This window comes from Pseudomonas sp. ACN5 (assembly GCF_002303975.1).
GTDB lineage: Bacteria > Pseudomonadota > Gammaproteobacteria > Pseudomonadales > Pseudomonadaceae > Aquipseudomonas > Aquipseudomonas laurylsulfatiphila.
Window position 1 is genome coordinate 140,023 of the sequence record NZ_MRCP01000011.1, and the last position, 22,737, is coordinate 162,759.

The 22,737-nt window shown below is 60.0% G+C and carries 21 protein-coding genes; 15 read left to right on the forward strand and 6 right to left on the reverse strand.

Going from position 1 to position 22,737, the window contains the following annotated elements:
- The first annotated feature begins 42 nt into the window (after nucleotides 1-42).
- The 3 genes from BSF40_RS20755 (at nucleotide 43) to BSF40_RS20765 (ending at nucleotide 2,629) form a co-directional block, all read left to right on the forward strand.
- A complete protein-coding gene (locus BSF40_RS20755) occupies nucleotides 43-972 on the forward strand; it encodes a LysR family transcriptional regulator (protein ID WP_007970503.1) in 930 nt (309 codons plus the stop codon).
- Nucleotides 973-1,177: 205 nt separating this feature from the next.
- The gene (locus BSF40_RS20760; protein ID WP_007980992.1) at nucleotides 1,178-1,579 is read left to right on the forward strand and encodes a MerR family DNA-binding transcriptional regulator; all 402 of its coding nucleotides are present in this window, start codon (nucleotides 1,178-1,180) and stop codon (nucleotides 1,577-1,579) included.
- A gap of 150 nt (nucleotides 1,580-1,729) precedes the next feature.
- Entirely contained in the window at nucleotides 1,730-2,629 is a 900-nt protein-coding gene (locus tag BSF40_RS20765) for a hydroxymethylglutaryl-CoA lyase (RefSeq protein WP_095966523.1), read from the forward strand.
- 685 nt (nucleotides 2,630-3,314) lie between these two features.
- Here the strand turns inward: BSF40_RS20765 and BSF40_RS20780 are convergent.
- Nucleotides 3,315-5,012: an AMP-binding protein gene (locus BSF40_RS20780; RefSeq protein WP_095966524.1), complete on the reverse strand. Its 1,698-nt coding sequence runs from the start codon at nucleotides 5,010-5,012 to the stop codon at nucleotides 3,315-3,317.
- A gap of 294 nt (nucleotides 5,013-5,306) precedes the next feature.
- On the opposite strand from BSF40_RS20780, the gene BSF40_RS20785 reads away from it, so the two are divergent.
- From BSF40_RS20785 to BSF40_RS20800, 4 genes are all read left to right on the forward strand, one after another.
- The gene (locus BSF40_RS20785) at nucleotides 5,307-6,470 is read left to right on the forward strand and encodes an isovaleryl-CoA dehydrogenase (protein WP_095966525.1); all 1,164 of its coding nucleotides are present in this window, start codon (nucleotides 5,307-5,309) and stop codon (nucleotides 6,468-6,470) included.
- A gap of 97 nt (nucleotides 6,471-6,567) precedes the next feature.
- Nucleotides 6,568-8,172: a carboxyl transferase domain-containing protein gene (locus tag BSF40_RS20790; RefSeq protein WP_095966526.1), complete on the forward strand. Its 1,605-nt coding sequence runs from the start codon at nucleotides 6,568-6,570 to the stop codon at nucleotides 8,170-8,172.
- Nucleotides 8,173-8,305: 133 nt separating this feature from the next.
- Nucleotides 8,306-9,118, forward strand: coding sequence for a gamma-carboxygeranoyl-CoA hydratase (locus BSF40_RS20795; RefSeq protein ID WP_007981004.1), 813 nt, complete (start codon nucleotides 8,306-8,308; stop codon nucleotides 9,116-9,118).
- Complete coding sequence (locus BSF40_RS20800) at nucleotides 9,118-11,073, forward strand: acetyl/propionyl/methylcrotonyl-CoA carboxylase subunit alpha (RefSeq protein WP_095966527.1); 1,956 nt, start codon at nucleotides 9,118-9,120, stop codon at nucleotides 11,071-11,073. The genes BSF40_RS20795 and BSF40_RS20800 overlap by 1 nt, the downstream gene beginning before the upstream one ends.
- A 39-nt stretch (nucleotides 11,074-11,112) precedes the next feature.
- Here the strand turns inward: BSF40_RS20800 and BSF40_RS20805 are convergent, their stop codons facing one another.
- On the reverse strand, nucleotides 11,113-11,760 hold the full coding sequence (locus tag BSF40_RS20805; protein ID WP_095966528.1) for a LexA family transcriptional regulator: 648 nt from the start codon (nucleotides 11,758-11,760) through the stop codon (nucleotides 11,113-11,115).
- 129 nt (nucleotides 11,761-11,889) lie between these two features.
- Between BSF40_RS20805 and BSF40_RS20810 the strand changes: the two genes are divergently transcribed.
- Entirely contained in the window at nucleotides 11,890-12,231 is a 342-nt protein-coding gene (locus BSF40_RS20810) for a DUF6124 family protein (RefSeq protein WP_095966529.1), read from the forward strand.
- Nucleotides 12,232-12,714: 483 nt separating this feature from the next.
- Nucleotides 12,715-13,866, forward strand: coding sequence for a M14-type cytosolic carboxypeptidase (locus BSF40_RS20815; protein ID WP_095966530.1), 1,152 nt, complete (start codon nucleotides 12,715-12,717; stop codon nucleotides 13,864-13,866).
- A gap of 54 nt (nucleotides 13,867-13,920) precedes the next feature.
- Here the strand turns inward: BSF40_RS20815 and BSF40_RS20820 are convergent, their stop codons facing one another.
- The 3 genes from BSF40_RS20820 to BSF40_RS20830 form a co-directional block, all read right to left on the reverse strand.
- Nucleotides 13,921-15,258, reverse strand: coding sequence for a hypothetical protein (locus tag BSF40_RS20820; protein WP_095966531.1), 1,338 nt, complete (start codon nucleotides 15,256-15,258; stop codon nucleotides 13,921-13,923).
- A 167-nt stretch (nucleotides 15,259-15,425) separates the two neighbouring features.
- Nucleotides 15,426-15,971, reverse strand: a complete 546-nt coding sequence (locus BSF40_RS20825) for a cytochrome b (protein WP_007976988.1) — start codon at nucleotides 15,969-15,971, stop codon at nucleotides 15,426-15,428.
- Complete coding sequence (locus BSF40_RS20830; RefSeq protein WP_095966532.1) at nucleotides 15,968-17,053, reverse strand: catalase family peroxidase; 1,086 nt, start codon at nucleotides 17,051-17,053, stop codon at nucleotides 15,968-15,970. The genes BSF40_RS20825 and BSF40_RS20830 overlap by 4 nt, the downstream gene beginning before the upstream one ends.
- Before the next feature lie 158 nt (nucleotides 17,054-17,211).
- Here BSF40_RS20830 and BSF40_RS20835 point away from each other — a divergent pair, with 158 nt between their 5' ends.
- Together BSF40_RS20835 and BSF40_RS20840 are read left to right on the forward strand one after the other, a co-directional pair.
- Nucleotides 17,212-17,718 carry an RNA polymerase sigma factor gene (locus BSF40_RS20835; RefSeq protein ID WP_095966533.1) on the forward strand — a complete coding sequence of 169 codons (507 nt, stop codon included), beginning with the start codon at nucleotides 17,212-17,214 and terminating at the stop codon, nucleotides 17,716-17,718.
- The gene (locus BSF40_RS20840) at nucleotides 17,715-18,467 is read left to right on the forward strand and encodes an anti-sigma factor (protein WP_095966534.1); all 753 of its coding nucleotides are present in this window, start codon (nucleotides 17,715-17,717) and stop codon (nucleotides 18,465-18,467) included. The genes BSF40_RS20835 and BSF40_RS20840 overlap by 4 nt, the downstream gene beginning before the upstream one ends.
- Nucleotides 18,468-18,608: 141 nt before the next feature.
- On the opposite strand, the gene BSF40_RS20845 is transcribed toward BSF40_RS20840, so the two are convergent.
- Nucleotides 18,609-19,445 carry an IclR family transcriptional regulator gene (locus BSF40_RS20845; RefSeq protein WP_095966535.1) on the reverse strand — a complete coding sequence of 279 codons (837 nt, stop codon included), beginning with the start codon at nucleotides 19,443-19,445 and terminating at the stop codon, nucleotides 18,609-18,611.
- A 248-nt stretch (nucleotides 19,446-19,693) separates the two neighbouring features.
- On the opposite strand from BSF40_RS20845, the gene BSF40_RS20850 reads away from it, so the two are divergent.
- Genes BSF40_RS20850 through BSF40_RS20865 form a run of 4 tightly spaced genes read left to right on the forward strand, consistent with a single transcriptional unit; the run spans nucleotide 19,694 to nucleotide 22,684 of the window.
- A complete protein-coding gene (locus BSF40_RS20850; protein ID WP_095966536.1) occupies nucleotides 19,694-20,719 on the forward strand; it encodes an ABC transporter ATP-binding protein in 1,026 nt (341 codons plus the stop codon).
- Nucleotides 20,716-21,585 (forward strand): ABC transporter permease, encoded by an 870-nt coding sequence (locus BSF40_RS20855; protein WP_007992817.1) that lies wholly within the window; start codon nucleotides 20,716-20,718, stop codon nucleotides 21,583-21,585. Before BSF40_RS20850 ends, BSF40_RS20855 begins: the two co-directional genes overlap by 4 nt.
- Before the next feature lie 6 nt (nucleotides 21,586-21,591).
- Nucleotides 21,592-22,386 (forward strand): ABC transporter permease, encoded by a 795-nt coding sequence (locus tag BSF40_RS20860; RefSeq protein ID WP_095966537.1) that lies wholly within the window; start codon nucleotides 21,592-21,594, stop codon nucleotides 22,384-22,386.
- A gap of 7 nt (nucleotides 22,387-22,393) precedes the next feature.
- Nucleotides 22,394-22,684 carry a (2Fe-2S)-binding protein gene (locus tag BSF40_RS20865; RefSeq protein WP_095966538.1) on the forward strand — a complete coding sequence of 97 codons (291 nt, stop codon included), beginning with the start codon at nucleotides 22,394-22,396 and terminating at the stop codon, nucleotides 22,682-22,684.
- Nucleotides 22,685-22,737 lie beyond the last annotated feature (53 nt).

Sequence of the window (22,737 nt, forward strand, 5' to 3'; positions counted from 1 at the left end):
ATCGTCAAGGTCAGCCCGCCCACACAATAAGAGAGCCGCGTAATGAATCTGAGCAAGGTCGATCTCAACCTTTTCATCGTCTTCGACGCGATCTACACCGAAGCCAACCTGACCCGCGCCGGGCAGATTGTCGGCATCACCCAACCGGCGGTGTCGAACGCTCTGGCCCGCCTGCGCGAGACCTTCAACGACCCGCTGTTCGTACGCACGGCCCAGGGCATGGTGCCGACGCCCATGGCGCAGAACATCATCGGCCCGGTGCGCAATGCGCTCTCACTGCTACGCGTGTCGGTGCAGGAAAGCCGCATTTTCAACCCGCAGCAAGCGGTCAAGACCTATCGCATCAGCATGACCGACCTCACCGAAGCGGTGATCCTGCCGCCGTTGTTCCAGCGCCTGCGCCGCCTGGCGCCGACGGTGATCATCGAGAGTTTTCTGTCCAAACGCCGCGAGACCACCAAGGAACTGGCGGCCGGCCGCCTGGACTTTGCGGTCGATGCGCCGCTCAACACCGACCCGCAAGTGCGTCACGTCAAGTTGATGGAAGACCGCTACGTGTGCGCCATGCGCAAGGGGCATCCGCTGGCGGGCAAGGAAAAACTCACGCTGGATGACTACCTCAGCCTGACCCACATCCATATTTCCAGCCGCCGCAGCGGCCTCGGCTATGTCGACCTGGCGCTGGGCAAGATGGGCATCCAGCGCAAGATCGCCCTGCGTTCCCAGCATTACCTGATGGCCTCGCAGGTGTTGCAGCAGACGGACATGGTCATGACCGTGCCGGAACGCTTCGCCCGCCGTAACGACCTGCACGCCTTTTATCTGCCGGTCAACGATGTGCCGCCGGTGGAAACCCACCTTTACTGGCACGAAAGCACTGACCAGGACCCTGCGAACCGCTGGATGCGCGAGCAGATGATCGAGTTGTGCCAGCAGGTGACGGCGCAGGAGAAGAAGCTCGAGAAGGTGTAGGGCTTGATACCGGGGTGCCCCCATCGCGAGCAAGCTCGCTCCCACAGGGATCTGTGCAGGGCACCAGTTTTGTGTCCACTGAAGATCCAATGTGGGAGCGAGCTTGCTCGCGAAGGGGCCAGCAAGAACACTGAAAATTCACGCCCCTTGACGTAAACGTCAACCTGCCATTAGCTTAGCGCCATGACCTTTTGCGAGCGCTTCCATGAGCAGCCAGACCTACAGCATTTCCGACCTCGCCCGCGAGCTCGACATCACCACCCGCGCCATTCGCTTTTATGAGGAGCAAGGCCTGCTCAGCCCCGAGCGCCGTGGTCAGGAACGCATTTACTCGCCCCGGGACAAAGTCAGCCTGAAGCTGATCCTGCGGGGAAAACGCATCGGTTTCTCGCTGGCTGAATGCCGCGAGCTGATCGAGCTTTACGATCCGTCCAGCGGTAACACCAAACAGTTGCACAGCATGCTGGCGAAAATCAGCGAGCGCCGTGAGCAGCTTGAACAACAGTTGCTGGACATCGAACAGATGAAACTGGAGCTCGATACTGCCGAAGAGCGCTGCGTACAGGCGCTGGAGCAGACCCTCAAAAGCCAGGAATCGATTCAATAAATCCACACCGCCCCCCTGTAGGAGCGAGCTTGCTCGCGATGGTCGTTAACGATAACGCGTGTTTGCTGGATAAACGCGGTGCCTGAGAACCCATCGCGAGCAAGCTCGCTCCTACAGGTTTCTCCGAACAATCAGCACAGGTCGAAGCCCATGTCCCTCCCCTCCCACGTACGCATTGTCGAAGTCGGCCCGCGCGACGGCCTGCAAAACGAAGCCCAACCCATCAGTGTTGCCGACAAGGTGCAACTGGTCGATGCACTGACCGCAGCCGGGCTCGGCTATATAGAAGTCGGCAGTTTCGTGTCGCCCAAGTGGGTGCCGCAGATGGCCGGCTCCGCCGAGGTTTTCGCGCAGATCCAGCGCAAACCGGGTGTGGTCTATGGCGCACTTGCTCCCAACCTGCGCGGTTTTGAAGATGCCCTCGCCGCCGGGGTCAAGGAAGTGGCCGTGTTCGCCGCGGCGTCCGAAGCGTTTTCCCAGCGCAATATCAATTGCTCGATCAGCGAAAGCCTGGAGCGTTTCGCGCCGATCATGGAGGCCGCCAGACAACAGGGAGTGACCGTGCGCGGGTACGTGTCCTGCGTGCTGGGCTGCCCCTATGAAGGTCACATTCCCCCGGAGCAAGTCGCTTTGGTCGCTCGCGAGCTCTATGCCATGGGCTGCTACGAGGTCTCGCTGGGGGACACCATCGGCACCGGCACCGCTGGCGCGACGCGGAAAATGTTCGAAGTGGTAGCAAAGGATGTACCCCGTGAAAAACTCGCCGGGCACTTCCACGACACCTACGGCCAGGCCGTGGCCAACATTTACGCCAGCCTGCTGGAAGGTATCTCGGTGTTCGACAGCTCCATCGCCGGTCTCGGCGGCTGTCCCTATGCCAAGGGCGCCAGCGGTAACGTCGCGACCGAAGACGTGGTTTACCTGCTGAACGGCCTGGGTATCGCCACCGGAATCGACCTCGACGCCCTGATGCTCGCCGGTCAACAGATTTGCAGCGTATTGGGTCGCCCGACCGGTTCCCGCGTGGCCAGGGCTCGCAGCGCACAGTGAGTGGGTTGAGTGTGTCCGGGTGTTACCGCGCAGACTCAAACGTGGGCACAAGCGAGTAACACGGAAACAAAATGTAGGGTTTTGCCTGAGTCGAAAAACCCTGCAAAACCGTAAAACGTTGATTTTAAAGACTTTTAAAAAGTTGGCACGGCTCCTGCTATATCTATCGCATAACAAGAATAAAAAAATTGCGGCAACCCTAATAAAAACAAGACGTAACGACTCTGACATAACAAAAACAACACGGCAGAGACGCAGCTAACAGATTTTTTTGGAGAAGATGTGCTTTTCAGGGTGCTTTTCGAAGTGACCCGCGACCAGACAGAGAATAATAAAACTACCTTCAGGTAGCTCCCGTACTGGTTGGATCGCTCAGCGAAAAAGCAGATCAGCGCTCAAAAAAATACGTTTGCTCTTGATCCCGGATGGGGATCGCCAAAAACAGCGGTAAAGGGCAACGGTTGCCAAAAACAACAACAGACCGACCCTCAATAATAAAAAAAGAGCACGCGCAACGACAAATTAAAGGGGAGCTTCGGCTCCCCTTTGTGCTGTCTGGCATTCAGGTTTTCCTCGATCAAAACTGTGGGAGCGGGCTTGCTCGCGAAGGCGTCGGATCAGTCAATACATGTATCGACTGATCCGACGCCTTCGCGAGCAAGCCCGCTCCCACATTAGGTTGTGTTCAGCCTTTGTTGATGCGCAACTCCTCGATACTGATCTCGCGCATCCGGAATTTCTGGATCTTGCCGGTCACGGTCATTGGAAACTCTTCCACGAACTTGAAGTAACGCGGCGTCTTGAAGTGCGCGATGCGCTCCTTGCACCAGGCTTGCAGCTCTTGTTCGGTAGCGCTGTGGCCGGGGTGGAACTTGATCCAGGCAACGATCTCTTCGCCGTAGCGCGAGCATGGAATGCCGATTACCTGAACATCCGCAACGGCCGGATGCGTGAAGAAAAACTCTTCCAGCTCCCGCGGGTAAATATTCTCACCGCCACGGATGATCATGTCCTTGTTGCGCCCGGCAATACACACGTACCCCTCATCGTTCATGCTCGCCAGATCACCGGTGTGCATCCAGCCTGCCTGATCGATGGCTTCTGCGGTGCCTTCGGGGTTGTTCCAGTAACCCAGCATCACGCTGTAACCGCGAGTGCACAGCTCACCGATGGTGCCCCGCGGCACCAGGTTGCCGGCTTCGTCGATGATCTTGCTTTCAAGCTGCGGCTGGGTGCGGCCGACGGTGGTCACGCGCAGTTCCAGGTCGTCTGAAGGACCGGTCTGCAATGACACCGGACTGGTTTCCGTCATGCCGTAGGCAATCTGCACTTCGCTCATGTGCATTTCGCTGATGACCCGACGCATCACTTCAATAGGACAGGTTGCGCCTGCCATGATCCCGGTGCGCAGGCTCGACAGATCGAATTCGGCACGTTGAGGTTGATCGAGCATGGCGATGAACATGGTCGGCACGCCGTACAGCGCCGTGGCTTTTTCGTCAGCCACAGTGCTGAGGGTCAGCAACGGATCGAACGCGTCGTTCGGATAAATCATCGTGCTGCCATGGGTGATGCAGCCGAGATTGCCCATGACCATGCCGAAGCAGTGATACAAGGGCACCGGGATCACCAGGCGATCGGCCGCCGTCAGGCCCAGGCTTTCACCGACCATGTAACCGTTGTTGAGAATGTTGTAGTGACTGAGGGTCGCGCCCTTGGGGAAACCGGTAGTGCCAGAGGTGTACTGGATATTCACCGGCTGATCGAAATGCAGGCTGTTCTGGCGCTCATGCAGTTGCTCGACCGTCACGCTGCCCGCCAGACCGGCCAGTTGCGACCAGGGCAGGAACCCCGACGGCGGCTGGGCATCCAGGCTGATTACGCCACGCAACTGCGGCAACCGCTCGCTCTGCAGTTTGCCGATGGATTGCTCGGCCAGCTCGGGCACCAGGCCTTGCAGCATCGCGTGATAGTTCGACGTCTTGAAGGCGCCGGCGCAAACCAGCCATTGGCAGCCGGATTGCTTGAGCACGTATTCGAGTTCGGAACTGCGATACGCCGGATTGATATTGACCAGGATCACGCCGATTTTCGCGGTGGCAACCTGGCTGATGCACCACTGCGCACAGTTCGGCGCCCAGATACCAAGGCGGTCCCCGGCTTGCAGCCCCAGCGCCAGCAGCGCCCTGGCGTGCAGGTCCGCAGCCTCGGCCAGTTGCCGCCAGGTGTAACGCAGCTGTTGATGGCGCACCACCAGCGCCTCCCCGTCCGGGTACTGCGCGACCGTGTTGTCGAACGCCTGGCCGATGGTCATCGCCAGCAAGGCTTTGTCCTGGGAACCACGGGTGTAACTGCGTTGCGGGCTTGCACTGGGTTGATCCATGACGACCCCTATTGTCTTTATTTATGGGCTACCGGCGGTCCCTTGTGGGAGCGGGCTTGCTCGCGAAAGCGGTGTATCAGACAACATGAATGTCGACTGACAGGACGCCTTCGCGAGCAAGCCCGCTCCCACAGGATGGGTCCGCGTTCTATCTTGAACTGCCTCTACTCTCGCTCAAGTTGACGTTAACGTAAAGGGTGATTGACAGCCATTCGTCACAGGCTTACGTTAACGTAAAGGTGAGAACCCAATCACGGCCCTCCCCCGCCCCACAAAAAAGCCAAAAGGTGACCCATGAGCTATCCATCCCTGAACTTTGCCCTCGGTGAAACCATCGACATGCTGCGCGATCAGGTCCAGTCCTTCGTCGCCAAGGAGATCGCCCCGCGCGCCGCTCAGATCGACATCGACAACCTGTTCCCCGCCGACCTGTGGCGCAAATTCGGCGACATGGGCCTGCTGGGCATTACCGTGCCGGAAGAGTACGGCGGCGCTGGCCTGGGTTACCTGGCTCACGTGGTCGCCATGGAAGAAATCAGCCGCGGCTCGGCCTCGGTGGCCCTGTCCTATGGCGCCCACTCCAACCTCTGCGTCAACCAGATCAACCGCAACGGCAACCACGAACAGAAATCCAAATACCTGCCGAAGCTGATCAGAGGCGAGCACATCGGCGCGCTGGCCATGAGTGAGCCGAATGCCGGTTCCGACGTGGTCTCGATGAAACTGCGCGCCGACAAGCGTGGCGACCACTACGTGCTCAACGGCAGCAAGACCTGGATCACCAACGGTCCGGACGCCAACACCTACGTGATCTACGCCAAGACCGACATGGAAAAGGGCCCCCACGGCATCACCGCGTTCATCGTCGAGCGCGACTGGAAAGGTTTCAGCCGCAGCAACAAGTTCGACAAGCTCGGCATGCGCGGTTCGAACACCTGCGAGCTGTTCTTCGATGACGTCGAAGTGCCGGAAGAAAACATCCTCGGCGTGCTCAACGGCGGCGTGAAAGTGCTGATGAGCGGCCTCGACTACGAGCGCGTCGTCCTTTCAGGTGGCCCGACCGGCATCATGCAGGCGTGCATGGACCTGATCGTGCCGTACATCCACGACCGCAAGCAGTTCGGCCAAAGCATCGGCGAATTCCAGCTGATCCAGGGCAAGGTCGCCGACATGTACACCCAGCTCAACGCCAGCCGCGCCTACCTGTACGCCGTGGCCCAGGCTTGCGAGCGCGGCGAAACCACGCGCAAGGACGCCGCCGGCGTGATCCTCTACAGCGCCGAACGCGCCACGCAAATGGCTCTGGACGCGATCCAGATTCTCGGTGGCAACGGCTACATCAATGAATTCCCGGCCGGCCGTCTGTTGCGTGACGCCAAGCTGTACGAAATCGGCGCGGGCACCAGTGAGATCCGTCGCATGCTGATCGGTCGCGAACTGTTTAACGAGACGAAATGAATTTCGTCAGCTGCAAGCGGCAAGCTTCAAGCGACAAGCAGAAGCGATCCTCTTGCAGCTTGAAGCTTGCCGCTTAAAGCTGCTTACGGAGTAAGCCATGATTCTGCATACCCAGCTCAACCCTCGTTCAGCGGAGTTCGCCACCAACAGCGCGGCGATGCTCAAGCAGGTCGACGCGCTGCACACCCTGCTCGCCCAAGTGGCACAAGGTGGCGGCCCGAAGGCTCAGGAACGCCACACCTCGCGGGGCAAACTGCTGCCTCGCGAGCGCATCAACCGCTTGCTCGATCCGGGTTCGCCGTTTCTGGAGATCAGCCAACTGGCGGCGTATGAGGTGTATGGCGAAGACGTCCCCGCTGCGGGCGTGATTGCCGGGATCGGTCGTGTGGAAGGCGTCGAGTGCATGATCGTCGCCAACGACGCCACGGTAAAAGGCGGCTCGTATTACCCCCTGACCGTGAAAAAACACCTGCGCGCCCAGACCATTGCCCAGCAGAACCGCCTGCCGTGCATCTACCTGGTGGATTCGGGCGGCGCCAACCTGCCGCGTCAGGATGAAGTGTTCCCTGACCGTGAGCACTTCGGCCGGATCTTCTTCAACCAGGCCAACATGAGCGCCATGGGCATTCCGCAGATTGCCGTGGTCATGGGCTCCTGCACCGCTGGCGGCGCCTACGTGCCGGCGATGGCCGACGAAGCGATCATGGTCCGCGAACAAGCGACGATCTTCCTCGCCGGTCCGCCGCTGGTGAAGGCCGCGACCGGTGAAGTGGTCAGCGCCGAAGACCTCGGCGGGGCCGATGTGCACTGCAAGATTTCCGGTGTGGCCGACCATTACGCCGAGAGCGATGAACACGCCCTGGCGCTGGCGCGCCGCAGTGTGGCCAACCTCAATTGGCGCAAACAAGGCGAGGTTCAACAACGCACGCCGATCGCCCCGCTCTACGGCAGCGACGAGTTGTACGGCGTGGTGCCGGCCGATGCCAAGCAGCCGTTCGACGTGCGCGAAGTCATCGCGCGACTGGTGGACGGGTCGGTGTTCGACGAGTTCAAGGCGCTGTTCGGGACAACGCTGGTCTGCGGTTTTGCTTACCTGCACGGTTACCCGATCGCTATCCTCGCCAATAACGGCATTCTGTTCGCCGAAGCGGCGCAGAAAGGCGCGCACTTCATTGAACTGGCATGCCAGCGCGGCATTCCGTTGTTGTTCCTGCAAAACATCACCGGCTTCATGGTCGGCCAGAAATACGAAGCCGGCGGTATTGCCAAGCACGGCGCGAAACTGGTGACGGCGGTGGCTTGCGCCAAGGTGCCGAAGTTCACGGTGATCATCGGCGGCAGCTTCGGTGCCGGTAACTACGGCATGTGCGGTCGCGCCTACGATCCGCGCTTCTTGTGGATGTGGCCAAACGCACGCATCGGGGTGATGGGCGCCGAGCAGGCGGCCGGCGTGCTGGTGCAGGTCAAGCGCGAACAGGCCGAACGCAGCGGCCATGGTTTCAGTGCCGAGCAGGAAGCCGAGATCAAGCAACCGATCCTCGACCAGTACGAAGAACAGGGTCACCCCTACTATTCCAGCGCGCGCCTGTGGGACGACGGTGTCATCGACCCGGCCCAGACCCGCGACGTACTGGCCCTGGCCTTGTCCGCGTCGTTGAACGCGCCAATCGAACCGAGCCGCTTCGGCGTGTTCCGGATGTGATTTTTTTGCTGTAGGAGCGAGCTTGCTCGCGATGGACGTTAACGATAACGCGTGTTTTCTGAAAAAACGCGCCGCCCTGTAGCCCATCGCGAGCAAGCTCGCTCCTACACAAGAGCCGTGGAGACGGACGAATATGAGCGACTTCAACACCCTCGAACTGCTGAGCGATCCGCGTGGTTTTGCCACCCTGTGGCTCAGCCGTGAAGAAAAGAACAACGCCTTCAACGCCGAAATGATCCGCGAACTGATCATCGCCCTCGACAAAGTCGCGAGCGATGCCAGCCTGCGATTCCTGATCGTGCGCGGCCGTGGCAAGCACTTCAGCGCCGGCGCTGACCTGGCCTGGATGCAGCAATCGGCCGAACTCGATTACGCCACCAACCTCGATGACGCCCGGGAACTGGCGGAGTTGATGTACAACCTGGCCAAACTGAAAGTGCCGACCCTGGCCGTGGTGCAAGGCGCAGCCTTCGGCGGCGCGCTGGGCCTGATCAGTTGCTGCGACATGGCCATCGGTGCCGATGACGCGCAGTTCTGCCTGTCGGAAGTGCGCATCGGCCTGGCACCTGCAGTGATCAGCCCATTCGTGGTGCAAGCCATCGGCGAGCGCGCGACCCGGCGTTATGCCCTGACGGCTGAGCGCTTTGGCGGGCAACGGGCACGGGAAATCGGCCTGTTGTCGGAGAGCTATGCCAGTGCCGAGCTGGAACAGAAAGTCGAGCAGTGGATCGACAATCTGCTGCTCAACAGCCCGGCGGCCATGCGCGCCAGCAAGGATCTGTTGCGCGAAGTCGGCGACGGCTCATTGACCCCGGCATTGCGCCGCTACACCGAAAACGCCATCGCCCGCATCCGCGTCAGCCCCGAGGGGCAGGAAGGCCTGCGTGCCTTCCTGCAAAAACGTCCGCCGAGCTGGCAAGCCGAAACCACCAAGGAGCCCCGTTGATGAGCGCACCTGTCCTCACCACCCTGCTGGTGTCCAACCGTGGCGAAATCGCTTGCCGGGTGATGCGCACCGCCAAGGCCCTGGGCCTGACGACCGTGGCCGTGCACAGCGCCACCGACCGTGACGCCCGGCACAGCCGCGAAGCCGACATTCGCGTTGACCTGGGTGGCAGCAAAGCCGCCGACAGTTATCTGCAGATCGACAAGCTGATCGCCGCCGCCAAGGCCAGCGGCGCCCAGGCGATTCACCCCGGCTATGGTTTTCTGTCGGAGAACGCCGGATTCGCCCGCGCCATTGAAAACGCCGGTCTGATTTTCCTCGGCCCACCGGCCTCGGCCATCGACGCCATGGGCAGCAAGTCCGCGGCCAAAGCCCTGATGGAAACCGCCGGCGTGCCACTGGTGCCTGGTTATCACGGCGAAGCCCAGGACCTGGAAACCTTCCGCGCCGCCTGCGAACGCATCGGCTACCCGGTACTGCTCAAGGCCACCGCGGGCGGTGGCGGCAAAGGCATGAAAGTGGTCGAGGACGTCAGCCAGCTGGCCGAAGCCCTGGCCTCGGCGCAGCGTGAGGCGCAATCGTCGTTCGGCGATTCGCGGATGCTGGTGGAGAAATACCTGCTCAAGCCACGTCATGTGGAAATCCAGGTGTTCGCCGACCAGCACGGCAACTGCCTGTACCTCAACGAGCGTGACTGCTCGATTCAGCGCCGGCACCAGAAAGTCGTCGAAGAAGCCCCGGCACCGGGCCTGAGCCCGGAACTGCGGCGCGCCATGGGTGAAGCGGCTGTGCGTTCGGCGCAGGCCATCGGCTACGTCGGTGCCGGCACCGTCGAGTTTTTGCTGGATGCCCGCGGCGAATTCTTCTTCATGGAGATGAACACCCGCCTGCAAGTCGAACACCCGGTCACCGAAGCCATCACCGGTCTCGACCTGGTGGCCTGGCAGATTCGCGTGGCACGCGGTGAAGCGTTGCCGATGACTCAGGATCAGGTGCCGCTGGTGGGTCACGCGATCGAAGTGCGGCTGTACGCCGAAGATCCAGGCAATGATTTCCTGCCGGCGACCGGTCGCCTGGAGCTGTATCGCGAATCCGCCCCGGGGCCTGGGCGCCGGGTGGACAGCGGCGTCGAAGAAGGCGATGAAATTTCGCCATTCTACGACCCGATGCTCGGCAAGCTGATTGCCTGGGGCGAGGATCGTGAACAGGCACGGTTGCGCCTGCTGAGCATGCTCGACGAGTTCGCCATCGGCGGGTTGAAAACCAACATCAACTTCCTGCGGCGCATCATCGGTCACCCGGCGTTCGCCGCTGCCGAACTCGATACCGGCTTCATTCCGCGCTATCAGGAACAGTTGCTGCCGGCGCCAGCACAACTCGGCGATGAGTTCTGGCAAGCCGCCGCCCAGGCATTTGCCCAGAGCCAGCCGCACGCAACCCGTGCCGATGACCCGAGCTCACCGTGGGCGGCGCCTAATGGTCTGCGTGCCGGTTTGCCGAGAGAAATCACTCTGCACTTGAGTTGTGAAGGCCAGGACCGTGCACTGACGCTGGGCGATATCAATGCTCACAGTGCCCGGCTCAAGGGTGAGCATCTGTTGACCGAGCAGGCTGGCGTGCGCCGTCAACACCGGGCAATACGCCGTGGCGAGCATGTGTATTTGCAGTGGGATGGCGAATTGCACCGCATCGAGGCCTATGACCCGATCAGCGCCGTCGAGGCCAGCCACAGCCATCAGGGCGGGCTGACCGCACCGATGAACGGCAGCATCGTCCGCGTGCTGGTGGAGGCCGGGCAATCGGTCGAGGCCGGGGCGCAGTTGGTGGTACTGGAAGCGATGAAAATGGAGCACAGCATTCGCGCGCCCCATGCCGGGGTGATCAAGGCGCTGTATTGCCAGGAAGGCGAGATGGTCAGCGAAGGCAGTGCACTGGTCGAACTGGAAGAAGCGTGAAATGAAGATGGGTCCTGCGCATTGCCAGGACCCATCTGATCAGAACCTGGCGGTTGCCTGAACCACTACGCCGATGATTCGACACTCATCGGCGTACAAGGCTTTCGGATACGTCGGATTGAGCGGGACCAGATAACGCTGACCACCCTCTTCGATCAGCTTGCGAAACGTGGCTTCGGTGCTGTCCGGCCACTGGGCAATGACCAGTTTGCCAGGCACGGCTTCCACGGCCGGGTCCACCAGAATCAACATGCCTTCCGGGATGCTGATGCCATTGGGCGCGGTCATCGCATCGCCTGCCACTCTCAACCAGAATGCCGGCCCCCGGGCGTGGTAATCGGACAGTTCATAGCGCTCCTTGCCGTACACCGGGACCTCGCCGTCGCGCACTTCGGCAGGCTCGTGCCAGTCACTGATCGGATAGCGAAAGTACGGGTTGTACTTGCGGGTCAGGGGGATTTCGTCGTCCGTTGACGCCTGCGGTTCCCGGATCACCAGCGCCACCTCGAGAAACTCCAGGCCCAACGCCTGCAGCACACGGTTCATGTCATCGATGCCGGGTTCACGACGTTTGTTGAGCCAGTGGCCAATGCCGCCCTGGGACATCCCGAGGCGCTCGGCGAGTATCTCTTGAGTGATTTTGAGTTCACTCATCTTGGCCTTGACCAATTCAATCCATTTATCCATGTGCGGCACGATACGTGGGCGCCTCCGACCATCAAAACACAAATTGTAGTATTTAAATCCTCGTCACAAATACAGTTCGTATTAGGATCGACTCACGGATCTGAATCTAACACGGAGCTTGCCATCGCCATGAACCCACCCGCCAATGACCTGCCGGACGCGCAAATCGACACTACCCTCACCTCATCCCTGGACTCGGCGGCGGCACAACGCGCGCTGGACTATTACCTGAAACCTGCCGTTTCGGAGGAAGTGGCCGAGTCGCGTTTTTTTGATGTCAACCGCAACATCAGCGGCGAAGAGGCGCTGGTCCATGCCTTGGACCTGCTGCGCTGTGCTGCCGCCACTGCATACGAATCAGCCAGTCACCTGCAAGGCGTAAACCGTGACCTGGCGTTTTCGACGGTGCACATGATCGACATGGCCAAGGCGATGGTCGATCGTTCGCTGGAAAAGTATGAAAACACTTGAAGTGAGAAGGTAAATCGAGAGGACAGGAAAGAATTTTCCTGCCGCGCAGGTAAAAATGCTTGACCCGCAAACGAGAATGATTATTATTGCTTCAGCTGGTCGCGAGATCAGTCGATGGACCAGGTGACCTTAGGTCGGTCTCCTGGACTATCTCCTCATCAGGCTAATCACGGTTTTTGACCCGGCTTTTTGCCGGGTCTTTTTTTTGCCAGTTTTTTCTGGCTTTGGCTTCAGGCTAATGAAGTCTTTGGGTGCCGCAAATTCGATGGCGCGGATGATATCAAAAGAATTCCAGTTGGCAAGAGAAGCCCGGCATCATGGGTTCAAACCAGCGACAGATAGCACTTGAGAATCAATCGCATAGCCTCTAAGCTGCGTCGGCGTCAAGGAGGACGCCCCCCCTGCAACCCGCAATTTCCCTCGGTTTCACCCCTCTCTTGCGTGTAAAGTAGCCGCGATAAAAATCATATTCAGGACCCGATTATGACCGTGGGCAAATCCTCTTTCGACATCAGTGCCAACTTCGACAGCGGCAACATCCAAGTCATCGACATCAGCGATCCGCTCAAACCGCTTCTGGCCATTCGCCCGGACACCCGCAGCGCCCATTTCCAGTGGTTCCACTTCAAGGCCAGCGGCCTGCATGTCGGCCAGGAGCACTGGTTTCGCCTGAACAATGCCAGCCAGTCCTCCTATAACAAAGCCTGGACCGGCTATCAGGCGGTGGCGTCCTACGATCACGTCAACTGGTTCCGCGTACCCACCATTTTCGAAGGCGACTGCCTGCGCTTCAGCCTCGAAGCCGAGCAGACCCACGCCTGGTTCGCCTACTTCGAACCCTACAGCCGTGGCCGCCACGACTGGCTGATCGAACAGGCGCTGAGCAAGGCCGGTACCGAACTGCTAGCCACCGGCAAGAGCGTCGAAGGCCGTGACATCCAGCTGTTGCGCAAAGGCACCGGGGCCGAAGGCCGACGCAAGGTGTGGATGATTGCCCAGCAACATCCGGGCGAACACATGGCCGAGTGGTTCATGGAAGGCGTGATCGAACGCCTGGAAAAACACGACGACCCGGTGCTGAACAAACTGCTGGCCAGCGCCGACCTGTACCTGGTGCCGAACATGAACCCGGACGGCGCTTTCCACGGTCACCTGCGCACCAACGCCATGGGCCAGGACCTCAATCGTGCCTGGCAGAGCGCCACCCAGGAAATCAGCCCGGAGGTCCTGTTCGTTCAGCAGCAGATGGAAAAGCATGGCGTCGATATGTTCCTCGACGTTCACGGCGATGAGGAGATCCCTCACGTGTTCACCGCCGGCTGCGAAGGCAACCCCGGTTACACGCCGCGGATCGCAAAGCTCGAGGAGCACTTCCGCAGCCACCTGAAGCACACCACCAAAGACTTCCAGACCAAGTACGGCTACACCCGCGACGAACCGGGCCAGGCCAACATGACGCTGGCCTGCAACAGCGTTGGCCAGAAGTACGACTGCCTGTCGCTGACCCTGGAAATGCCGTTCAAGGATCATGATGATCATCCGAATCCGTTGACGGGCTGGTCGGGCAAGCGGTCGAAGCAGTTGGGGAAGGATGTGCTGACCACGCTTGCGGATATGGTCGATACCCTGCGCTGATTCGACTACATAGCGACGTGGCCTGACAAAAGGCCACGTCACTCACTTGAGCATTTATGGCCTTGCAACAACGGAATTGCTCGGGACTGAAACCAGTCCAATAGAACTAACAGCCTTAACAAAGTACAGCGCCTCCCCTGAAATATTGGTTGCGGTAAACGTTAGCGCTGTACTGTCTCCAATTTTTTTTGGTAAATTTTCATAAGCAACCTCCACACTGTATATTTCATATCGAACGGCTTCAGGTGATGCGTTCCAGCTAAAAGTAATCGTACTAGCAGTTGACCCAACTTTGGCAAAGTTTCCTGGCGCGGTTGGCCGGGAGGGAGCGTAAGAGGATAGCCGCTCAGCATTTTCGCGCCATATACGCGCTGTATCTGCGGTTACAGCATCCCCACGCGGCAAACCGAACTCATCGTTCAGAGCAGGTGTTGAATAGTACCCCGTTGACTCTCCACACAAAATCGTAGAAGTCTTCCCATTGTTATACCCATAATGGTATTTAGCCCCGCCGTTGGAATTGCAATGAATACTTCCAGCATTGTGACCTACCTCATGCCTATACGTATTGATGCTACGTGCCAATCCAATACCCGCACGGCCTCCTATATTCCCCCAACCTGTGGCCGTATCCTCTGGAGTCGAATCAAAAAAACCATAAATTATGTCAGGTACGTATTCGGCCATGCCTGCAGAAAAAATCTTTCTTAATTGCCCTAGGGTCCCGGTCGTTGTTGGGTAATTCTGCTCCACTACCTGAATCCCGACCAATCTAAGTGAAACATTGGAAACCTCTGAGATTCTCAAGGCTAAGTTAACAGACTCTATTTGTGATAACGCATGGGCCATCACATCCCCGCCTACTCGATTAACCGCCGCACGAGAATAGCCCAACAAGACATCAACAATTTTGGGATCCTCGCTGGCTGAATTTACCAGCGCCGTGGCAACTTTTTCATCGGGACTTGGAATGCCGTCCTCGACTGCCGGATCAAATTTCGGCTCTGGACTAAACGTACTCAAGCCTTGTTTGTTGACTAAAAACAGCCCGCTTTTGCCTGGCTTATTGACTAACGAGACAAGACTTCCATTTGCCGTACGCACCGTCACCAGCGAACCCTCGGACTTATCTGGCATGCGCAGCTTGCCACTCTCAACGGTATAACCATCAATAACCTTCGAACTCGAACGTTCGAAAACCGCCGGCGCAATCAAGTCCGCATACAGCTCTGCTGTCGATTTACTCGCAACATTTTCGACAACCCAGCTTTTCGGTTCTCCGGAGTCAGTCGTCGGCGGATGCGCACAAGCACCGAGTATCACCGCCAAACACACTAACGACAGCCCGAAAAAAGCGCGTCGTATGGAACGCACGCCTGCAGTCTTGAACATGGTTCGTCTCCCTGAATGGCACGATCAGTGCTGTCCGACTGGCCCCATTCGGGACCACTGCAGTCTTTGAGCATTGAACGTGCTTTTTCAGATCAGCGAAACTGTCAGAGTTGACAGGTAAGCAGACGATCACCCTGTGACAAAAGCCAAATCACAGCCCAGCGTGATCAACCGCGATCCTTACCCCGCAACATACTGTCCAGCACTTCATCTCGCCGCACCCAACCGTGAAACAACGCCGCCGCCAGATGCAGCAACACGGTCAGAAACAACAGATACGCCAGATACCCATGCGCCTTGCGCAAAAACGCAAACAGCTGCGCATTCGCCGACACAATCGACGGCAGTTGCAACGAACTGCTGAGCATGACCGGTTCGCCCGATGCCGAAATCATCGCCCAACCCAGCAGCGGCAAGACCAGCATCAGTGCATACAACAAGACGTGCGAAGCCTTGGCCGCCAGCGCTTGCCAACCCGGCAGGTCCGCTGGCAGCGGTGGTTGTGTGGTGGAGAAACGCACCACCAGCCGCACGATCACCAACAGCAAAATCGCGACCCCCAAGGGTTTGTGCAAATGGATCAGCCATTCATGCCGCTCGGACACCGAGGCGACCATGCCGGCACCGATAAACAGCATGGCGATGATCATCAGCGCCATAAGCCAGTGCAGCAGGCGTGCCAGCGGGGCGAAGTGGTTCGGTTGAGTGCTCATTGCCGGGTCTCCTGTGTGGCGGCGGGCAACTGGCTGACTTCACTGGTGCGACGCAGGTAGGAATTGGCGTAACCGGCTGAACGAGCGGCGAGCAAAGGGTCGTCGGAACCTTCGATCCCGGCAGGCAACACCAGCGGATCGTAATTGATGTCACGGCATTCGCCGTTGAGTTGCGGCTGAGTCTTTTCAAGCACCAGCGTGCCGGCATTCAACACCTTGCGTCCTTCGGGCCAGGCCTTGCTGGCGTCGTTCACCGGATCGCCGGGGTTGGCCAGGGTGATGTTCAGTTGCCAGCGCAACGGGCCTGCGGCGATTCGCTGGACCAGGTCTTTCTCCAGGAAATCACTGCCCTGCGGTGCCGTGGCCCCTGGTGCGTCCTGAGCCAGAGGCACCATGTTCCAGCGCACGGCCTGGCGTTGACCCGCCGCGTTGACCAGGTAGAACGCATTGACGCTGTTGTAGTTTTCGGTCACATAACTGGCCGACGGCTTGGCGGCTTTGATCCAGGCCAGGAAAGGTGCCGCTTCCGGGTGCGAAGCAAAGAATGCGGGCACAGCCTTGGGGTCCGGTTTGCCGGTGGCCGGGTCTGGTGACTGGGCTTTTTGCAATTGATAGAACGCCTCGGGCGTGCCCACCGGGAACACCGGCATGCTGTTCATCCCGGTGCGCCACTGCTGGCCGTTGGCCTGAGTAAAGCGCAAGGCCATGCTGCGGATCGGCACGGCACTGTCCGGCGCGTAGGGGTTACCGGCCGGCAAGGCGAAACGCCCGACCACCGGCGTCTGCGCCTCATTGAAGACCTGAGCGGTGGAATAGCTGCGCGCCTCACCACTGCTCTCGAAATACCCGATCACGCACACGCCTTTTGAATGGTTGCGACGGAAACCCGGATGCACGCCATTGTTGGTTTCCAGCACGTTGATCAGTTTCTTCGGGGTCAGGCGCTGTGGGTCGAAGGTGCCGTTGACGTAGGCAAACGCCCCTGCCAGTGCGGCAACGACCACGGCAATGCCCGCCAGACGCAACGTCAGGCTTGCCGCACTCAAGGGTGGCCGGGTGGGCGGTGATGATCGATCTACCATGAAAGACTCCAGGGCCATCGGCCACAAGTGAGAAGAATCAAGCAGACGAACCGCACACAGGTTTATTCCCACACGCGGTATTTATTTTTTCTGACGTGGAATAACCTCGAGTACCGGGCGTCTTCCTAGTCCCAAGCGTAGTGACTAGCCAGAACTTCATGAACGATATCGACGAACAACTCAGAGAAATCATTCCCCGATTGCGACGGTTCGCCGTGTCGCTGACGCGCAACCCGAGCAGCGCTGACGACCTGGTGCAGGCGAGTCTGGAGCGGGCACTGTCGAGTTGGGCTGGCAAACGCGCCGAGGGCGACTTGCGCGCCTGGCTGTTCTCGATTCTGTATCGGCAGTTTCTCGATGCGCACCGCCGCTCCCGGCGCTACGCGCGCATGCTCGATTTTTTCACCGGCCGTGACGATGCCCAGCCCTCGGTGGAGCGCACCGTCATTGCTCAATCGACCCTCAATGCCTTCGATCAACTGCCCACCGAACAACGCGCGCTGCTGCTCTGGGTCTCGGTAGAAGGCTTGAGTTACAAAGAGGTCGCCGAGATTCTCGACGTACCCACCGGCACCGTGATGTCCCGCCTGTCCCGGGCTCGCCAGGCCCTGCGCCAACTCAGCGATGGCGAAATCAACCGCCCCTCCCTGCGGAGACTCAAATGATCAGCATGCCCCCCAGCGAGCGAGACCTGCACGCCTACGTCGACCACCAACTGAGCGACGCCGACCGGCGCCTGGTGGAGACTTTTCTCACAAGCAATCCGGCGGTTGCCGATCAAGTGCGGGCCTGGCAACAAGATGCCCAGCAACTGCGCGCGGCCCTGAGTGGCGTGTTGCAACAACCGGCCAATCCGGAACTCGATCCGGCCATGATTCGCCAACGTCTGAAACGCCAATCGCGGCGACATCTGGCCAGCGTGGCCGCATTGCTGATCGCGGTCAGCATCGGCGGCTTCAGTGGCTGGCAGGCCCGTGAGATGACCTTCACTGGCGCACAGCTGCCGATGACCGATGCGCTGCAGGCCTATCGTCTGATTGCCCAGCAAGGGATCCTGCCAGCCGACTACAAGGCCAGCGACGACGGCGACATGCAGAGCTGGCTCGACCGTTATTTCACCCAGGCCAATCGCTTGCCTGACCTGTCGGGGGCAGGCTTCAAACCGGCCAGCGGGCGCTTGCTCAGCACCGAACAAGGGCCAGCGGCGATGGTGGTCTACGAGAATCAGGGCGGGCAGAAAATCAGCTTCTACGTGCGCCCACCGGGACCGAAAAACTTCATGCTGCCAAGAGGCAGTCGCAGTGATGGCGACTTGCAGGCCGAGTATTGGTCGGGGGGCGGTTACAACTATGCAATGGTCAGCCCGGCGGATACGCCGGCGGCGCAGATGCTGAAGCAGACCGTGCAGTTTTAGTCACACCCACAGAACATGAATGGAACACTGTTCTATTGTGGGAGCGGGCTTGCTCGCGAAAGCGGAGTGTCAGTCGACATTCATTTATCTGATACACCGCCTTCGCGAGCAAGCCCGCTCCCACAGGGGATCTGTGGTGACTCACCCCTGTCCAAATACTTGAGAAGGCCGGCGCAGCAATGGATCGAACGGATTGATCCGCGGCCCGATCAATGCCGCTTCGCGCTTGAGCATCTCCACCACCGTCGGCAATCGATCCGGCCCCAGGCGGTCACTCACAGTCGCCACGCTCAACGCCGCCACCGCCCGCCCCTCACGATCGAGAATCGGCACCGCCACCCCGGCCATACCCTGCAGCACACCGGTGTTGCGCCCGGCGTAACCGAGCTTGCGCACGCTCTCGACTTCCGAGCGCAGGAACACCTCGTCATACAGATGGAAGTCCTTCAGCCGCGGCAGGTTGTAATGGATCACCGTGTCGCGCTCCTCTTCCGGCAGGAACGCCAGGATTGCCAGGCTGCCCTGCCCCACCCCCAACGCCACGCGCCCGCCGATGTCACCGGTGAACGTACGAATCGGAAACGGCCCTTCACTGCGATCCAGGCAGATTGCATCAAAGCCGCTGCGCGCCAGCAGAAACAACGAATCCCCCAGCGTTGCCGAAAGCCGCAGCAGTGCCGGGCGCACCAGTTCGCGCAGGTTGCCGCTATTGCCCGCACGGGCGGCCAAGGCGAAAAAGTCCAGGCTCAGGCGGTAGCGCTTGCTGCGCGCATCCTGCTCGACCATGCCCTCGTCCATCAGACTGCGCAATAAACGATGGGTCGTCGGCTGCGACAAACCGATGTGTTGCGCCAGTTGCGTCACGCGCTCACCGTCCTCGACGGTATCGCCCAACGCACGCAGCACCGCAAACAGTCGTGAGACAGCGCCGACACCGACATCATTTTTATTTACATTCCGCTCAGTGGAATCAGACATGAATTTTCTCAACGATTAATTTACTCACCGAATGAAACTGAAAATAGTTAGCGCTTCAGTGAAATAGGCCATTGAGCCCATCCTAGTCTTCGTCCTAATCTGCGTCCAGACAGGGGCGATTCGAACAACAGCGGCAGCCGACTCAAGTCGAGCGCCAACGCCCCCCCGGAAACATTTTTTTCGTATCTGCCCATACAAAAAAGCGCGCCTTCGGGCGACGCATAACAATCTCAGGTGGAGGCGCAGTCATGGCTTTTTTGCAACTTGAAAAACTCGGCAAACGCTACGGTGAAATCGACGCCGTGGTCGCCACCGACCTCTCGGTGGAGAAAGGCGAATTCGTTTCCCTGCTCGGTCCCTCCGGATGCGGTAAAACCACCACCCTGCAAATGATCGCCGGGTTCGTTGAAGTCACCAGCGGGCGTATCGTCCTGGACGGTCGTGACATCACCCATGCCAAGCCCGCCAGCCGTGGCCTGGGTGTGGTGTTCCAGAGTTACGCGCTGTTCCCGCACATGACCGTCAAGGACAACGTCGCCTTCGGCCTGCGCATGCGCAAGGTGCCGAATGCCGAGATCCAACAGCGGGTTGAGCGGGTTCTGAAACTGGTTCGCCTGCACCAGCACGCAGAGCGCTACCCACGGGAGCTGTCCGGCGGCCAGCGCCAGCGTGTAGCTCTGGCTCGGGCTTTGGTGATCCAGCCACCGGTGCTGCTGCTCGATGAACCGCTGTCCAACCTCGACGCCAATCTGCGCGAAGAGATGCAGTTCGAGATCCGCCGCATCCAGCGTGAGGTCGGCATCACCACGCTGATGGTCACCCACGACCAGTCCGAAGCCCTGTCGATCAGCGACCGCGTGGTGGTGATGCAGGCCGGACGCATCACCCAGATCGACGCGCCCTACACCCTCTACGAACACCCGCGTACCGAGTTCATTTCCGGGTTCGTCGGCAAGGCCAACCTGCTGCCCGGTGAACGCGATACGGCCGGTGTGGTTCAGGTGTGCGGACGTGGCGATGGCGACCTGACCCTGAGCCTGCGTCCGGAGAAAATCGATCTGCGCGAGGCTGGCGCTGGTCGCCTGCAAGGCAAGGTCAGCAGCCGTTTCTTCCTCGGCAGCCAATGGCTGTACGGTGTGTCGACGACCCTGGGCGAACTCTGCGTGGTGCGCCGCAACGATGGCTCGGCACCATTGAGCGAAGGCACGGCGGTCGGCCTTGACTGGGACGCGGCGCTGTTGCGGGTGCTGAGTGTCGACGAGGTGACGGCATGAGTGCACTCGCCGCCATTCGCCTGGGGCGCCAGGGTTACCTGCTGTCGGCACCTGCCCTGGCGTTGTATGTCAGCCTGCTGGTGATCCCGTTGATGCTGACGTTGCTGCTGTCGTTCAACGTCTTCGACTACGGCTCGGGGATCAAGGGCGACGCCTACACCGTCGAACACTACGGCAGCCTGCTGGGCGATCCGTACTTCTACGAGATTTTTCTGCGCACCCTGTGGATCAGCGCCCTCACCACCTTGCTCTGCGTGCTGATCGGGGTTCCCGAGGCGTACATCCTCAGCCGCATGGGTGCGCCGTGGCGTTCGATTTTTTTGATCCTGATCCTCACGCCGCTGCTGATCTCGGTCGTAGTACGCGCCTTCGGCTGGAGCCTGCTGCTCGGCGCCGACGGCCTGGTCAACCAGACCCTGCAAGCCTTCGGCGGCTCGCCGATGAAGCTGCTCTACACGCCGTTCGCGGTGGTGATTGCGTTGGTTCACGTGATGCTGCCGTTCATGATCATTCCGGTGTGGACCTCGCTGCAGAAACTCGACCCGGCCGCCGAACAAGCCGCGCTGTCGCTGGGCGCCGGTCACTTCACGGTGATTCGCCAGGTGGTATTGCCGCAGATCATGCCCGGCATCCTGTCCGGCACCCTGATCGTGTTCGGCCTCGCCGCCAGCTCCTTCGCCATTCCCGGCCTGCTCGGCGGACGTCGCCTGAAGATGGTCGCCACGCTGATCTACGACCAGTACCTGTCAGAACTCAACTGGCCCATGGGCGCGGCCATCGCCGTGGCTCTGCTGCTCATCAACCTGCTGATCATGCTGTCGTGGAACCGCATGATCGAAGGCCGCTACAAGAAGTCATTGGGATAATTCGTCATGTCCAGGAACGGTTCTTTCGCCCTGCTGTTTCACACCCTGGTGGTGCTGTTCATGCTCGCTCCGTTGGTGGTGGTGTGCCTGGTGGCCTTCACTCCGGAGAACACCCTGAGCCTGCCGACCACCGAGTTTTCCCTGCGCTGGTTCCGGGCCGTGTTCGAGCGCGCCGACTTTGTCGATGCCTTCTATAACAGCCTGATTCTGGCGTTCAGCGCGGCCAGTCTGGCGACACTGATTGCCGTGCCGGCGGCGCTGGCGATCACCCGCTTCGAATTCCCTGGCCGGGACTTTTTCAATGGGCTGTTTCTGTCGCCAATCATCATTCCGCACCTGGTACTGGGTGTGGCGCTGCTGCGTTTGTTTGCGCTGATAGGGGTCAACGGCAGCTTCGCCTGGCTGATATTCGCTCACGTGTTGGTGATCACACCCTATGTGCTGCGCCTGGTGCTGGCCTCGGCCATCGGCCTGGATCGCAGCGCCGAACACGCCGCGCAATCCTTGGGTGCCGGGCGTTTCACGCTGTTCCGGCAGATCACTTTGCCGATGATCCTGCCGGGGGTCGCCGGTGGCTGGCTGCTGGCATTCATCAACAGTTTCGACGAAGTCACCCTGTCGATCTTCGTCACCTCGCCGGCCACGCAAACCCTGCCGGTACGCATGTACGTCTACGCCACCGAATCCATCGATCCGATGATGGCGGCGGTGTCGGCACTGGTCATCGCGCTGACCGCGCTGACCATGATTCTGCTCGACCGGGTCTATGGCCTGGATCGGGTTCTGGTGGGCAAACAATGAGGACGCCATGGCGCTGCTGAAACGACTGGCCGAAGGCGACCGCCCGGTCCTGGACTTTACTCTCGACGGCCAACCGGCCAGCGGCTTGCTCGGCGACACCGTGCTGACTGCGGTGCTGACCTGCAGCGATCACCTGCGCGGCAGCGACTTCAGCGCCGAACCCCGCGCCGGCTTCTGCCTGATGGGCGCCTGCCAGGACTGCTGGGTGCGCCTGGGCGATGGCCGCCGGGTACGTGCGTGCTCGACGTTGCTGGAAGCCGGGCAACACATCAACCGCGAACCGGGGCGATCGATATGAACACCCATTCCCACTACAGAAACCGAATCCCCTGTGGGAGCGCGCTGGCTCGC

Excerpts from the sequence above, each read along its gene's own strand:
- BSF40_RS20755 (WP_007970503.1), top strand. The coding sequence starts at position 43 with ATGAATCTGAGCAAGGTCGATCTCAACCTTTTCATCGTCTTCGACGCG.
- BSF40_RS20760 (WP_007980992.1), top strand. The coding sequence starts at position 1,178 with ATGAGCAGCCAGACCTACAGCATTTCCGACCTCGCCCGCGAGCTCGAC.
- BSF40_RS20765 (WP_095966523.1), top strand. The coding sequence starts at position 1,730 with ATGTCCCTCCCCTCCCACGTACGCATTGTCGAAGTCGGCCCGCGCGAC.
- BSF40_RS20780 (WP_095966524.1), bottom strand. The coding sequence starts at position 5,012 with ATGGATCAACCCAGTGCAAGCCCGCAACGCAGTTACACCCGTGGTTCC.
- BSF40_RS20785 (WP_095966525.1), top strand. The coding sequence starts at position 5,307 with ATGAGCTATCCATCCCTGAACTTTGCCCTCGGTGAAACCATCGACATG.
- BSF40_RS20790 (WP_095966526.1), top strand. The coding sequence starts at position 6,568 with ATGATTCTGCATACCCAGCTCAACCCTCGTTCAGCGGAGTTCGCCACC.
- BSF40_RS20795 (WP_007981004.1), top strand. The coding sequence starts at position 8,306 with ATGAGCGACTTCAACACCCTCGAACTGCTGAGCGATCCGCGTGGTTTT.
- BSF40_RS20800 (WP_095966527.1), top strand. The coding sequence starts at position 9,118 with ATGAGCGCACCTGTCCTCACCACCCTGCTGGTGTCCAACCGTGGCGAA.
- BSF40_RS20805 (WP_095966528.1), bottom strand. The coding sequence starts at position 11,760 with ATGGATAAATGGATTGAATTGGTCAAGGCCAAGATGAGTGAACTCAAA.
- BSF40_RS20810 (WP_095966529.1), top strand. The coding sequence starts at position 11,890 with ATGAACCCACCCGCCAATGACCTGCCGGACGCGCAAATCGACACTACC.
- BSF40_RS20815 (WP_095966530.1), top strand. The coding sequence starts at position 12,715 with ATGACCGTGGGCAAATCCTCTTTCGACATCAGTGCCAACTTCGACAGC.
- BSF40_RS20820 (WP_095966531.1), bottom strand. The coding sequence starts at position 15,258 with ATGTTCAAGACTGCAGGCGTGCGTTCCATACGACGCGCTTTTTTCGGG.
- BSF40_RS20825 (WP_007976988.1), bottom strand. The coding sequence starts at position 15,971 with ATGAGCACTCAACCGAACCACTTCGCCCCGCTGGCACGCCTGCTGCAC.
- BSF40_RS20830 (WP_095966532.1), bottom strand. The coding sequence starts at position 17,053 with ATGGTAGATCGATCATCACCGCCCACCCGGCCACCCTTGAGTGCGGCA.
- BSF40_RS20835 (WP_095966533.1), top strand. The coding sequence starts at position 17,212 with ATGAACGATATCGACGAACAACTCAGAGAAATCATTCCCCGATTGCGA.
- BSF40_RS20840 (WP_095966534.1), top strand. The coding sequence starts at position 17,715 with ATGATCAGCATGCCCCCCAGCGAGCGAGACCTGCACGCCTACGTCGAC.
- BSF40_RS20845 (WP_095966535.1), bottom strand. The coding sequence starts at position 19,445 with ATGTCTGATTCCACTGAGCGGAATGTAAATAAAAATGATGTCGGTGTC.
- BSF40_RS20850 (WP_095966536.1), top strand. The coding sequence starts at position 19,694 with ATGGCTTTTTTGCAACTTGAAAAACTCGGCAAACGCTACGGTGAAATC.
- BSF40_RS20855 (WP_007992817.1), top strand. The coding sequence starts at position 20,716 with ATGAGTGCACTCGCCGCCATTCGCCTGGGGCGCCAGGGTTACCTGCTG.
- BSF40_RS20860 (WP_095966537.1), top strand. The coding sequence starts at position 21,592 with ATGTCCAGGAACGGTTCTTTCGCCCTGCTGTTTCACACCCTGGTGGTG.
- BSF40_RS20865 (WP_095966538.1), top strand. The coding sequence starts at position 22,394 with ATGGCGCTGCTGAAACGACTGGCCGAAGGCGACCGCCCGGTCCTGGAC.